We start from the raw sequence: 14,341 nt of genomic DNA, 5'->3' as shown, positions 1-14,341 counted from the left end.
AATGATACTGGAACATTTTAAAAGGAAAATGTACAAACCTGCAAAATATGTCACTATCAAGCCGGACTGTCTGGTCAAATGCCCAGAGTGTCAGGAGATGGTATTTGTTGATGACTTGAAGGGCAAGTACAAGATATGTCCAGCCTGTGGTAAGTACCTCAAGATGTCTGCTAGGGAAAGAATCAACAGCATAGTAGACGAAGAAAGTTTTGTAGAATATTTCAAGGAAAAGAAGGTAAGGGACCCGCTTAATTTTCCGGACTACAAGAAAAAACAGCTAGGTCAAAGGGAGTCTTCGGGAATAGACGAGGCAGTCATAACTGGTACTGCTAGGATCAAGGAGTCCAGAGTCGTAATAGCTGTCATGGATACCAATTTTATGATGGGGAGCATGGGTTCAAGTGTGGGTGAGAAGATCACCAAGGCAATTGAGCTAGCTATCAAAAAATCTCTTCCGCTTGTAATATTCTCAGCATCAGGTGGGGCCAGAATGCAGGAGGGGATGTTCTCTCTTATGCAGATGGCTAAGACATCACAGGCAATAGCCAGATTAAATGAGAGAGGTCTATTATACATATCTGTTATGACAGACCCAACTACTGGTGGTGTGAGTGCATCATTTGCCAGTCTAGGGGACATAATCATAGCAGAAAAGGGTGCCTTGATAGGCTTTGCAGGACCTAGAGTAATCAAGCAGGTGACAGGCACTGATTTACCAGAAGGCTTTCAAAGGGCTGAGTTTCTCTTAGAACACGGAATGGTGGACATGGTACTGCCTAGGGAAGAAATGAGAGATAGGTTGGCAGACATACTTGCTATTAATCTACATAACAACAAGAAAGCGTCAAGAGAAGATAGATAAGTTGGCAGATATACTTGCCAAAGTTATATAAGATAAGAAATCGAGAAAGGAGGTTGGATTTTGAAGACAGCAATGGAAATAGTCAGGGCATCCAGAGATCCTGGCAGGTACAAGGCAAAAGACTATATAGACTACCTATGCAAGCCCTTTGTAGAGATGCATGGAGATCGCGCTTACTCAGATGACGATACTATCATAGGTGGCATAGGAAAGCTAGGACCCTACTCAGTCATGGTAATAGGGCAGCGAAAAGATAAAAACTATGGTATGCCAAACCCTGAAGGCTACAGGAAGGTGCTGAGGTTGATTGCCCATGCCAACAAGTTCAAGCTGCCTGTTATAACTATAATAGACACGCCTGGAGCTGGATGTGGCATCGGGGCAGAAGAAAGAGGCCAAGCCCTTACAATAGCCCAGTGTATATATGAATTTTCAAGACTTGAGGTGCCGACCCTATCAGTGATAATAGGAGAAGGGGGCAGTGGTGGAGCCCTTGCCCTTAGCCTTACAGATGAAATATGGATGCTAGAAAATAGCGTATATTCAATACTATCTCCAGAGGGATTTGCAAGTATACTTTGGAAGGACCCCTCAAAAAAGGACGAGGCAGCTGAGTTGATGAGACTTACAAGCCACAATCTTATGGAGGATGGATTTATTGAAAGGATAATAGAAGAGGACGGAGGTGAGATATACAACCTAAAGAATCATATAATCAATTTTCTAGAAAAAAGCTATTCTATATCTATAGATAAAATAATGAAAAAAAGATATGATAAGTATAGAAAGATTATAGGAAGCTAAATAGGAGGCTAGAAATGGTTGATTATAAAAATATAGAAGATAAATCTAATAAGAAAAAGATAAAGGTTGAATTTTCAGATGGGGATAGTATATCTGTTGGTGAGGAAAACTACTCATATATAACATTTGAAAATGACAAGGCTTTAAACGAGAATATAGTTGTTGAAGATAATGAAGATAAGGCTCAAGTGATTAGTCAAGAAAGTATTGAAGAGGAGACTAAGTCCAAGAGCGAGAACTTGTCTTATGAGGCTAGTAGAAAGGTAATAAACGATATAGTAGTAGACCTATTCAAGAACATACTTACTATAGAGGAGAAATCCCTTAGACTAAGGGGTATCAAAGACCTGTCTATGAGTGAAATACATGCCCTTGAAGCCATTGGAACGGGTGATGGTAAGATGATGTCTGAAGTAGCTGATATATTGGATATCACTATGGGGACCCTTACTACAACTATTTCCAAGCTAGAGACAAAGGGTTATGCAAAAAGAGAAAAAGACCCTAATGACAGGAGGGTGGTAATAGCCAGCCTTACAAGAAAGGGTGTTTTGGTGGACAAAATTCATAGGAATTTTCATGAGGAGATGATCGACCACCTGATGATAGATCTAAAGCTAGAAGAGGACCAGGCCTTGATCAGAGCCCTTATGAATATAAATGAGTTTTTCCTAAAAGAATACGGAGGAGAACATGGGTGTTAATATAATAGGAAGTGGAAGATATGCACCAGATAATATACTGGACAATGAGATGCTTTCAAAACTAGTAGACACAAATGATGAATGGATAGTAGAAAGAACAGGCATAAGAAGAAGGCACATATCCAAGGATGAAACAACAGAGGATATGGCCCTAAAGGCATGTCAAAGAGCTATAGAAAAATCTTCTATAGATGTAGACGAGATCGAAATGATTATAGTTGCAAGCGTGACATCTGATACCAAGGTACCATCTACAGCATTTACAATAGCTGGTAGAATGGGTCTAAAAAATATAATATGTATGGACATAAATGTGGCCTGCAGTGGCTATATCTATGCAATAGCTACAGCCAAGGCCATGATGAGGGACATGGGTAAAAAATATGCCCTGGTTGTTGGAGCTGAGAGACTTACTAAATATGTAAATTGGGAAGATAGAACTACTTGTATATTATTTGGTGATGGTGCAGGTTGTATGATACTAGAAAACGAGGACCTAGTAGAGGATAGGTCAGTATCAAAATACAAGTATGAGATCATAGACTACCACCTAGGTGGTAAACCAGACGTAAATAAGTACCTTACTATAGATGCCAAGGACAAGATAGATGATGAAGACAACTTGTATATAGGCATGAATGGTAGACAGGTCTATAAGTTTGCAACAGATGTAGGTCCAAAGGTAATAGATAAATTGCTAAAGGACAACTCTGTAGATGAGAGTCAGGTGTATTCATTTGTTGCCCACCAGGCCAATATGAGGATAATAGAGTGCCTATCAGATAGGTCAAATATAGGAATGGACAGGTGGTATACCAATATACAAGAATATGGAAACACATCTTCTGCAAGTGTTGCAATAGCATTTGATGAAGTTGTAAGTAGACTTGAAAGTTCAGACCAAGATGAGGGAGATATCCTAGGCAAGTACCTTATAACTACGGCATTTGGTGGAGGACTTAGCTTTGGTGGTATATTGATTAAGATAAAAAAAGTATAGCTAGAAATATAGCTTAGTAAAAAATAGTCTATTTATATATAAAAAACAAATATAGGAAAAAGAGCAAAAACAAATAAAGTATAAAGGTACAATTTAAGATTAGAAAAAGAGCAAAAACGAATAAAATACAAAAATATAATTTAAGAAAAGAGGAATATAAAATGATAGAAAAGATAAGAGAAATACTAGCAGATCAGTTAGATATAGAAATAGAAGATATAAAGGCAGATAGCCACATACAGGAAGAACTAGAAGCAGATTCACTAGACGTAATGGACATAATGACTGAAATTGAAGATGAATTTGACATAGAAGTAGAAGACGATGCAATAGAAAACCTAACTAGCCCAGAAAAGATTGCAGCATATATAGAGGGTCTAAAGGCTAACTAATGGTTAAGAGATTAGAAGACAGCAAAATATGCCATGTGTTAGGTATTGACTACCCAATCTTCCAAGGTGGAATGGCTTGGGTATCAGATGCTGAGCTTGCTGCGGCAGTATCCAATGCTGGTGGGCTAGGTATTATAGCAGCGGGTAATGCGCCAAAGGACTGGCTAGTAGGAGAGATAAGAAAGGCAAAATCCCTTACAGACAAGGTATTTGCAGTCAATATAATGCTACTGAGTCCCTTTGTGGATGAGGTCATAGATGCTGTCATAGAAGAAGGTGTAAGGGTTGTAGTTACTGGTGCGGGTAATCCAGGCAAGCACTTTGCAAGGCTAAACGAAAACGGAATAAAGATAATACCTGTAGTACCTTCAGTATCGCAGGCTATTCGTATGCAGAGAAATGCTGGTGTAGTCGCTATTATAGCTGAAGGGGCAGAGGCTGGTGGCCATGTTGGAGTTACAAATACCATGGCTATGGTACCACAGATAGTGGACTCTGTAGACATACCAGTAATAGCGGCAGGTGGTATAGGTGATGGTAGAGGAGTTGCAGCTGCATTTTGTCTTGGAGCTGATGGTGTTCAGTTAGGTACTAGGTTTATACTTGCCAATGAGTGTAGGGCTAGTGAAGCCTACAAGGAAAAAGTAGCATCTGCCAAGGACATATCTACTACTGTAACTGGTATGTCAACTGGCCATCCTGTAAGGGTAATAAAAAACAAGTTCGCCAAGAAGTTCAAGAAGTTGGAAGACCAAGGTGCAAGTATCGAAGAACTTGAAGCCTATGGTGCTGGCAGCCTAAGGTCTGCAGTTTTGGATGGAGAGTGCGACTATGGATCAGTTATGGCAGGACAGATAGCAGGTCTAGTATCTAAGAGAGAGACCTGCAAGGAGATAATTGATGATTTAGTAAATGGCTACAATAAGGTGTTGAGAGGTATAGTAAATGACTAAAAAAATAGCTATAGTATTTCCAGGACAGGGGTCTCAGTATGAGGCCATGGGTAAGGACTTACTAGGTTCTAGGGTATACAAGCTTGCTAAAGACATACTAGATAAGGATACATATGAGGCTATAGCCAATGCCAATATAGAAGAGATATCCAAGACTAGGTATGCTCAGCCGGCCATATTTATGAACAGCATGGCCCTACTTGATGAATTGCTCAATAAATATAAGAATCTTGAAGTAGCTGCAATGGCTGGTCTTAGCCTAGGTGAGTACTCAGCCCTATGTAGTTCTGCAATGATAGGTCTTGAGAAAGCGATACGACTAGTAGCAAAAAGAGGCCAGATAATGGGTCAAGGTGTGAAGGGTCAAGGAACTATGTTGGCTATTATGAAGACTCCACTAGATACTATTGAAGAGATTGTATGTCAGGTCAAAAAGTCCAATCCAGACATAAAGAACCTGGATATAGCAAATATCAACTGCCCAGGCCAGATAGTAGTAGGGGGAGAATTCTCAGCTATAGACAAGTTGGAGGATGCCTGTAAAGAGAGGTCTATTAAAAAGACAGTGAAACTAAATGTCGAGGGACCATTTCATACTAGTGTCTTAAAACCATCAGCTGATATCTTTAGGCAGGAGCTTGAAAAAATAGACTTCAAGTTTAATAAGGATATCAAGGTCTACAAGAATCTAGACGCAAGTGTCTATGGTCGGGACCAAGATTATGTAGATATCTTGATGAAGCAGATGTACTCTAGGGTCATGTTCGAGCAGACTATCAAAAATATGATAGACGATGGTATAGACACCTTTATAGAAGTAGGACCAGGAAAGAGCCTAGCAGGATTTATCAAAAAGATAGATAAGACAAAGAAAGTTATAAATATACAAAATTTAGACGACATAAGAGAAATGAGTGAGGTCTAGAAAGAGGTGGATACGATGCAAACCAATCAGAAAGTTGCCTTTGTAACAGGTGGAACAAGAGGAATAGGTAGGGCTATAGTAGAAAAATTAGCCCAAGAGGGATATATAGTTGGATTTTCATATGTTAGCTCAGATGAAAAAGCCAATACCATGGTAGAAGAATTAAAGGCAAAGGGTCAGAATGTATTTGCCATGAAGTTTGACGTCAAGGATTCAGAAAAGGTAGCTGAAGCATTTGACAAGATATATGAAGAATATGAGAATATAGATGTCTTGGTCAACAATGCAGGCATCACTAGGGACAAGCTATTTATCAAGATGAAGGAAGCGGATTTTGATGATGTAATAGATACAAACCTAAAGGGGATATTCAACTGTACAAAGCAGGTTGCAAGGAAGATGACTAAGAAAAGATCGGGTAGAATCATAAGTCTATCATCACTAGCAGGACTAGTGGGAAATGTTGGTCAGACTAACTATTCAGCATCAAAGGCTGGTGTAATAGGTATGACAAGGACACTGGCAGCAGAACTTGGACCATATAGCATCACAGTAAATGCTATAGCACCTGGATTTATACAGACGGATATGACAGATGCTATACCAGAAAAAATAAAGGCTAAGATAGTAGATGCAATACCGCTAAGGAGTGTTGGTCAGCCTAAGGATATAGCTGATACAGTGGCATTTTTGGCAGGAGAATCTGCTAGGTATATAACTGGACAGGTCATAAGTGTAGACGGTGGACTGTCTTCAATATAATAACCGATTAATGGAGGATTTTATGAGTAGAAGGGTCGTAATAACAGGAGCTGGTGTAATCAGCCCGATTGGCCAATCAATAGAGGAATTTGTGGAGAGTGTCAAGGCAGGCAAGTGTGGAATAGGGCCGATCACCTCTTTCGATAATACAGGCTACAAGACTAGGCTAGCAGCAGAGGTCAAGGATTTTAATCCAAAGGCCCATGGTGTTGATGGTCCAAAGAAAAAGGATAGGTTCGTTCAGTTTGCAATAGCAGCTGCCAAGGAAGCCATGAAAAATAGTGGCTATACTATAAACGAAGAAAATGAGTTTAGGACAGGTGTAGTAGTAGGAAGTGGTATAGGTGGATTGGATACCATAGAGGGTGAACATATCAAGTATATGGAGAAGGGTCACAAGAAGATCTCTTCGCATTTTATACCAAAGTGTATAATAAATATGGCTGCTGGTCACGTGTCTATAGCCCTAGAAACTAGGGGTGTATGTACATCTTCAGTGACTGCCTGTGCAACAGGAACAGACTCAATAGGCCATGCCTTCAGGTTGGTCAAGGATGGCTACCAGGATGCAGTGTTTGCAGGTGGTTGTGAGTCATCCATATGTACTATGGGAGTGGGCGGCTTTGAAGCAATGTCAGCCCTATCATTTAGCGATGACCCAACTAGGGCTTCTATACCTTTTGACAAGGAGAGAAGTGGGTTTGTAATGGGAGAAGGATCAGCCATAGTACTGATAGAGTCGCTTGACTCAGCCCTAAAAAGGGGGGCGGACATTATCTGTGAGATAGTGGGCTATGGACAGACTAGTGATGCCCACCATATCACAGCGCCTAACCCAGATGGCAAGGGTGCAGCAAATGCTATGCTATTTGCCCTAGAAGAGGCTGGAGTAGATAGCAATCAAGTAGACTATATCAATGCCCATGGTACTAGTACACAGCTAAACGATGTGGCAGAGACAAATGCTATCAAGCTTGCATTTAAGGACCATTCAAAGGACATAATGGTATCATCAACTAAGTCTATGACAGGACATATGTTGGGGGCAGCTGGGGCAATAGAAGCTATTGTATGCGCCTATGCCCTTAAGGATGGATTTGTTCCACAGACTATAAATTACAAGGTCAAGGATGAAGAATGTGACCTAGACTATGTTACAGATGAGACTAGAAAGAGAGATATAGAGTATGCTATATCCAACTCACTTGGTTTTGGAGGACACAATGCTAGCTTGCTTCTTAAGAAGTACAAGGGCTAGGGTCAGGAGTAGATATGGAAAATACAGAAAAGAAATCATTAAATGTTGAAGAAATAAAGGCAATTATACCCCATAGACATCCCTTTCTTCTAGTGGATAGGGTTGTGGATATGGAAGAAGGAAAGTGGGTAAAGGCTCAAAAGTGCATCACAGCATCAGAGCCTTGGTTTACAGGACACTTTCCAGACCGCAATGTAATGCCTGGAGTACTGATGGTAGAGGCTATGGCTCAGGCAGGAGCAGTAGCTATACTATCCCTAGACCAGTACAAGGGCAAGCTGGCGTTTTTCTCAGGGATAAAGCAAGCCAAGTTTAGAAGGCAGGTTGTGCCGGGAGATAGACTGGATATTGATGTTGAGATTGTCAAGATGAGAAGGAACTACGGTGTCGGCAAGGGAAGCATTACTTGTGATGGAGACTTGTGTGTAGAGGCAGAGATTAGCTTCTTTGTTGAGGGATAGAAAACTATATAGTTTGTTTAATTGGGGAGTTTGTATGTTTTAATTCTATTTGATAGAAGTTGAGTATACAAACTCCTTATTTGCATTAATAAAAATGACAAAAAAATTACATACACTCCACACACGTGGGGGTGATTTTTAAGATTTATCTATATTAGAGAATGGTGTGAAGTATTAACCGAATATCTAAATTTGAAAACAAGAGTTAACATCACACTTCACATATACACAATACATTAAAGAAACTTACAACTAAATACAACAAACAAAACCATCCTATGTGCTAAGTATTTATGACTTAGTTATAAAGGATGGTTATTTTTTACCCACACACCAACAAATGATAATTAAAATCTTAAAAAAATAATAATTATTATTATAGATAAAAGGATTTTGTAGTGGTAGAATGATATTCGTAAATAATAATAGTATTCGAATACATTATTTTATATCATAGGGGGGATTGAAAATGAAAAAAGTATTGTGTATTGCAACAGCAGTGACTATGTTAACCAGCATAGTTCCATCTGCATATGCAGGATTGATTTTTAAGCCTGCTCAAAATTCTTTTGTTGTCAGTAATTTAGATACAAATGATAAGAAGTCGAAAAGCCATGCCAAGGTAATAAGTGTGGCGGATACGAGTTCTTTTTTGGTTTTCGATTTTAGTGATAAATCATCCAAACCAAGTAAGTTGTTCTTAGATGGCCTTGAGAAGGATTTTTCTCCAGTAGATGACAGTGGGAAAATAATCAAGAGCGAGTTTGATGGAAGCCACAAGACAGCGAGAATTATATTTGATAATGGGGAGGTTTTAGAGGAGACTTTGCAAGACTCATATAAGACATTTCCATACAAGTACAATCAATCTAAGTCAGGTATACCGGATGTAGTGATAGGTCATGCGGTTATGCCTGTATGGGATTTTCATTCTACAAAGAAGGATGAAAATGGTAGGGAACTAACATATCCAGAAAAAACTACATTCGATGTGTCAGATAGCAAAAAAATAGATGTAGTGACTGCTCCAACTAAAAAAGAAGGAGAATCTAAGAACAAAGAGGATGCCAAATCTAGTCAAGGGGAGAAATTTAATCCAATGGCCAATCCTAATCCATTAGAGAAAGAGTCTGCAAATGATTTTGACTATGGCAAGGATATAGTTATAAATTATGACCTCTCAAAACCTCAAGAAAAGAAAAAATTTAATGGAATATATTCTGTGGCCAAGGTATATGACAATGGAATGGAACCTAGTTTGAGGATAAGAAAAACTAGCGATAGTAAGAGAGGTCAATTGAGGATTGTATTTTCTACATCTAGACCAATTCAGAAGAAGGGTCAACATAGGCTGAAGATTTTGTATAGGGGTAGTAGACCTGAGATTAGAGACTTTACCTACAAGATGAAGGCTCCGAAAATCAGTCTTACTGCAGATAGTGGAGAATACATTGATGGTAAGAGTATAATATTTAATTTGAATGATTTTGAATACACTTTTCAGCAGGATACTGGTATTGAGCAAGTGTTCTTAAACGGAAAGGAACTTAAAAGACATAAGGTAGTTGATTTTGGTTTAGACTATGAAAAAGAAAAGAAGAAAGATCCTACTTTATTAGACAACGAGTCAGGAAATCCATGGCATGTAGTTGGTCAGACTTTTAGAATCAAGAATGATGGAATCAAGGATTTAAAGAGGGGTGTAAACCACCTAACTATAAAGTACAAGGGATACCATGATAGTTATCTTAAGTTTGCTTTAAGTGGTAAGTTGGTACCAAAAGAATGCTTGGACAAAGATGAGTTGAATGAAGATAAGAATAATGATAAGGAATTAGAAAAAAAATACGAAGTTAGACATAGATCGAAAATGGCCACTAGTCTTAGATCAGGTTTAACAGTGGCCGAAAAATCCAATTATTCTAGAGGTTTTCTAGATGGAATATTTAATCAATTTAAATCGGTATCACGAGTTGATGTAGTATCTCATTCTACTGTAGGTGGCGGTTCGGGATCATCATCCATTTCTCTGGATGGAGAATCTGGAGGCAGTGTGAACCAAGTTACCAAGTTGATATATAAGTATGATATGGTGGCTAATGCAGTTATTTTGGAGAAATTGGGCTACCAAAACGAAAATACCAAGAGGTTGTTAGATGCTTGGGAAGGAACTTCAAAGGAAGTTGCTATATTAGAATCAAATCCAAACAGGAAGGTTGTTTGGGACAAGTACTTAACATATGTGCAGGATAATAGGTTAAACAAAATGACCTACCACACTTTTATGGATTATTATGCTGACCCAGATGTAGAGTTGTCTAATGATGGACACAACCAAATGAAGTATATGATGCCGGGTGGACTAGGAAGACCTATATTCAGTATGTCTCAGATATTTGAATCAAAGGGCAAAGATTCTAAAGATAGGGGTGGATTGAAGAAAGTCCCAACTAATATCTCTAGTAGGCTAGATAATGTAAGAGTAAGAGAAAGTGTGAGTTTACCATTAAATGACTGGACAAATAATATTCAGTATATAGGGGTTGGAGGCAAAGATTTAAGACCTAATGTAGATTACTGGAAAGACTACTCAAATAGTAGCTTTACAATTGATGGCAAGATATTTGATACAGCTGGTAGCAAGACTTTAATTATTAAATCTGGAGGTTATGAAGAACTTGAAAGGAACTTACTTGTAAGAAACCCTGTAAAAAGAGATGTTCAACTAAGGTTAAGAGAGGAAGCTTATCAAGATGGTCTTCCAAAGATAGGTCAGGACATTAAGTTTGATATTATGACTATGGATGCTAGGCTATCATACTTGGAAATCAAGGCACCAAACTCAGAGTACATTAGACTAGACAAGTCTTCTATGGAAAAAGTTGACTCTCTTGGCATGGTAAAGGTATTTGCAGATGCAATCAAGGCTCCAGGAGAATACCATTTTAGGTTCAATTTTGAGGCCTACAATCCAGTAGTCTTGGATGTGAATATTGATAGTGGTGAATCAAGACAAGACAACCATGAAAATACTCTAGTTAAACCTGATTTTGATGAAAAAAGCATGAAGGAAAAGTATCCAGGCATGGTATTCGATTTTTCAAGAAGCAGGCTGTACAATGACGGTAGCTTTGCTGGAAACTACAAGTTTATGATGAAGGTTAAAAGAATAGAAATTAATGGACAGAGGGTACCTTTTGGTTCTACTGGAGTCCTTAGAACAGGTGATGGTAATAAGATTGGTTTTAGGTTCTTTAGACCTATAAGTCATGGTGACACATTGAGCCTGTATGCTGAAGGTTATGATACATTAAATTATTTTGTAAAATAGCAGTGTTCTATATAAAAGTTGAGTGTTGAATATATGATATAGATCATTGCATACATAAAGTGGAGTGATCTATATAGTAAATAGAGCATTGCATACAGAAAGCGTAGTGCTGCACATATAAAATTGGCATTGCACATAGAAAGTTGAGCGTTGAATATAAAAGGTTATGGGTTGCCTAATAAAACCTGATTGTATATTAAAGGAGATGGTATTTTGAAAACTAAGAAGATGACAAGTGTTATATTAGCGGGGGCTATGATAGCAGGTATAGCTGGCCAGGGTATTTCCCTAGCCGATAATGCTAAAGATTCAAAAATAAGTGTAGAAAGAATAGGTGGAGAAAATAGGTATGAGACAGCCTTAAAGGTTGCAAATTACCTGAAGACTACAAAATCATTAAAGGAAATAGAAGCCTTCGTTGTTAATGGTAAGAATTTCCCGGATGCTCTTGCTGTTGGACCGGTGGCTGCAGCAAATAACAAGGCCATTGTACTTACAGATGGAAGGACTGACCTAAATTCTAGACTTAAGTCAATGGGAGTGAATAAGGCTACTATAGTCGGTGGTGTAAACTCTGTTTCAAGCGAAATAGAAAAAAATCTTTCAAAGGATATGCCAGTGGATAGGATTGCAGGAGCAAACAGGTATGATACTGCAAAGATGGTAGTAGAAAAAGCAGGAATAAAGACTGTAGGAGTAGCAACTGGTAGAGATTTCCCAGATGCACTAGTTTCAGGTGCGCTTTTAGGGGCAAAGGGTCAGGGACTGATCTTGGTTGATGGTAGAAAATCGGAATCTATTCCACAGGGCTTGAGTGCTAGCTACACATTTGGTGGTACAAACTCTGTCAAAGATACATATGGAAAGAGATTGGCCGGCAAGGGGAGATATGATACATCAGTCGAAGTTGCAAAGGAGTTGGGTACAAGTGATACTGTAGTTTTGGCATCAGGTAAGGTATTTGCAGATGCATTGACAGCAGCTCCAATGGCTAAGGCTATGAATTCTCCTATAATATTGACAAATGGAAATGATTTGACAAAGGAAGGACAGGACTTGATTAAAAAGGCAAAGAAGGTAGTGATAGTAGGAGGAGAATCAACTATTACTAAGGCTTTGGCTAAAAAGGTAGCCAACAAGTTTGAGACTAATACAGAGGAGTCTAAAAAACCAGAACCAAAGAAACCGTACACATCAAATAAGACTAATGGATCAAAGACACCAGAGAAACCAAAGAAGCCGGATGAAAAGAAGAAGACTTTAGAGTCTGTTAAGATTGTAGCTCAAGATAAGGCCAAGATTGGTGATACTATTGATGTTAAAACGGAACTTGGGAAGAAGACTAACTTAGAGGACAAGGATGTAAGTGTTGACATAGTTATGACTAAGACAAGTGAGGATACTCTACTAAAAGAAGGTAAGTTGACTGTAGGCTTGGATGAAATTGGTCCAGTTAAGATAGTTGCAACTGCTAAATACAAGGATGAAAACAAGGCTGACAAGGAAATTAGAGCCGAAAAATCTATAGAAATAGACAATGCTGTTATGCTGAGTATAATACCTATGGGTATAAATGGGGAAAACTTGGAAAAAGCGTCGGACAAAAAGTTAGCAGGAAGAGATATACTAACTTCTTCAGGAAAGAAAGTAAATGATATAGAAGGTATTAAAGAAGTCCTATCTCAATATGAAGCTGAACATGATTCATATACCTTCAAGGAGTGGCAGTTAGATAAGGGACAGAAGATAGAAAAGGCAGCCCTACTAGAAAAGATGATAGATAAGAATACTCTAGTTAAGGGAGAGGATAAGTATAGTATGGTAATAAGGCCTGTATATGAAAAGAAGGTCCCTATAACTCACAGCAAACCAATCCTAGACAAATTGACTTTGGACAATGCTTGTGGAATTGCTATATCATCAAACAATGATGATTCTACTGGATGGTTTAAGGAATTTTCTTCTGGAAAGGCTACTATAGTATATAATGGACAGGTAATTAGTAAAAAATTAGATAAAAAGATATTTATGCCTAGGAGTGACCAAGAATTGAGCTATGCCTATGAAGATGGAGGATTGAAGAGAATTTTTATTTATGGTTTAAAATTAGATGATACTGTTAAGATATCCATACCATCATACCCAGATGTTACTTTAAAGGCTGTAAAGGGAAATCCATTTGACCCGTATACTCTAAGAGAAGCTAAGTAGTGAGGCAAGTAATTAGCATTAATTATCCACAAAATTATTAAAAACAAGATCTAAAATAATATATACCGACCCTAATCTACAAGAAATATTTGAAGATATGAGGGTCGGTATTTTTATGCAAGAAAGTAGCTAAAGCCTTGAAAATTTTGGATTTTGTACTAAGTGATTTATGTATTGAGAGTCTTAAAGAGAGGCATATTTGTGGATAACTTTTATGAAAAAAATAAAAAAATATAAAAAACCTATTGACGAATACTTTAAAAGGGTGTATAGTATTACTTGTCGCTGAGAGATACAGCAAGACAATGAACTTTGAAAATTGAACAGCAGGTTAATTCAAAAGTCACATAGTGACAATTGATTAATCGTTTAAACCATGTAAGGAAACTTACTTGATTTAAACCACAAACAAACCAAGCCAGATATTTTAGAGATAACAATAGTCTGAGCGAGAACAAATTTTTTTATGAGAGTTTGATCCTGGCTCAGGATGAACGCTGGCGGCGTGCCTAACACATGCAAGTCGAGCGAGGGCTTACTCGGAATTGAGTATTCTATCAGCGTTTTTTCGTTTCTGACCATAGTAGTCAGATTGGAAGAAACGAAACACGCACTATTAAGTGCCAGTTCGCACTATTAAGTGCCAGTAAGGTAGAGTATTGAATTCTGAGTAAGACC

The 14,341-nt window shown here is 38.3% G+C and carries 12 protein-coding genes; all 12 read left to right on the top strand.

Features of this window, described 5'->3' with window-relative positions; translation table 11 throughout:
* Window position 1 precedes the first annotated feature (1 nt).
* Window positions 2–862: an acetyl-CoA carboxylase, carboxyltransferase subunit beta gene (gene accD, locus HMPREF0631_RS07030; RefSeq protein ID WP_002844154.1), complete on the top strand. Its 861-nt coding sequence runs from the start codon at window positions 2–4 to the stop codon at window positions 860–862.
* A gap of 60 nt (window positions 863–922) precedes the next feature.
* Window positions 923–1,666: an acetyl-CoA carboxylase carboxyltransferase subunit alpha gene (locus tag HMPREF0631_RS07025; RefSeq protein ID WP_002844139.1), complete on the top strand. Its 744-nt coding sequence runs from the start codon at window positions 923–925 to the stop codon at window positions 1,664–1,666.
* A gap of 14 nt (window positions 1,667–1,680) precedes the next feature.
* Window positions 1,681–2,370, top strand: a complete 690-nt coding sequence (locus tag HMPREF0631_RS07020) for a MarR family winged helix-turn-helix transcriptional regulator (protein WP_002844150.1) — start codon at window positions 1,681–1,683, stop codon at window positions 2,368–2,370.
* Complete coding sequence (locus HMPREF0631_RS07015; protein ID WP_002844119.1) at window positions 2,360–3,370, top strand: beta-ketoacyl-ACP synthase III; 1,011 nt, start codon at window positions 2,360–2,362, stop codon at window positions 3,368–3,370. Before HMPREF0631_RS07020 ends, HMPREF0631_RS07015 begins: the two co-directional genes overlap by 11 nt.
* 161 nt (window positions 3,371–3,531) lie before the next feature.
* Window positions 3,532–3,762, top strand: coding sequence for an acyl carrier protein (locus HMPREF0631_RS07010; protein ID WP_002844121.1), 231 nt, complete (start codon window positions 3,532–3,534; stop codon window positions 3,760–3,762).
* Window positions 3,762–4,715 (top strand): nitronate monooxygenase, encoded by a 954-nt coding sequence (locus HMPREF0631_RS07005; RefSeq protein ID WP_002844129.1) that lies wholly within the window; start codon window positions 3,762–3,764, stop codon window positions 4,713–4,715. The genes HMPREF0631_RS07010 and HMPREF0631_RS07005 overlap by 1 nt, the downstream gene beginning before the upstream one ends.
* A complete protein-coding gene (locus HMPREF0631_RS07000) occupies window positions 4,708–5,640 on the top strand; it encodes an ACP S-malonyltransferase (RefSeq protein WP_002844152.1) in 933 nt (310 codons plus the stop codon). Before HMPREF0631_RS07005 ends, HMPREF0631_RS07000 begins: the two co-directional genes overlap by 8 nt.
* A gap of 15 nt (window positions 5,641–5,655) precedes the next feature.
* Window positions 5,656–6,402, top strand: a complete 747-nt coding sequence (gene fabG, locus HMPREF0631_RS06995; protein ID WP_002844135.1) for a 3-oxoacyl-[acyl-carrier-protein] reductase — start codon at window positions 5,656–5,658, stop codon at window positions 6,400–6,402.
* A 22-nt stretch (window positions 6,403–6,424) separates the two neighbouring features.
* Window positions 6,425–7,660, top strand: a complete 1,236-nt coding sequence (gene fabF, locus HMPREF0631_RS06990; protein WP_002844134.1) for a beta-ketoacyl-ACP synthase II — start codon at window positions 6,425–6,427, stop codon at window positions 7,658–7,660.
* Window positions 7,661–7,674: 14 nt separating this feature from the next.
* On the top strand, window positions 7,675–8,121 hold the full coding sequence (fabZ, locus tag HMPREF0631_RS06985; RefSeq protein ID WP_002844155.1) for a 3-hydroxyacyl-ACP dehydratase FabZ: 447 nt from the start codon (window positions 7,675–7,677) through the stop codon (window positions 8,119–8,121).
* A 469-nt stretch (window positions 8,122–8,590) separates the two neighbouring features.
* On the top strand, window positions 8,591–11,452 hold the full coding sequence (locus HMPREF0631_RS09920; protein WP_002844163.1) for a hemoblobin-interacting domain-containing protein: 2,862 nt from the start codon (window positions 8,591–8,593) through the stop codon (window positions 11,450–11,452).
* Window positions 11,453–11,665: 213 nt separating this feature from the next.
* Window positions 11,666–13,663 (top strand): cell wall-binding repeat-containing protein, encoded by a 1,998-nt coding sequence (locus HMPREF0631_RS09585; protein WP_002844131.1) that lies wholly within the window; start codon window positions 11,666–11,668, stop codon window positions 13,661–13,663.
* Window positions 13,664–14,341 lie beyond the last annotated feature (678 nt).

The organism is Peptostreptococcus anaerobius 653-L (assembly GCF_000178095.1).
Lineage (GTDB): Bacteria > Bacillota > Clostridia > Peptostreptococcales > Peptostreptococcaceae > Peptostreptococcus > Peptostreptococcus anaerobius.
The sequence above is the reverse complement of the archived record's forward strand: the minus strand, read 5'-3'. Positions and strand labels throughout refer to the sequence as shown.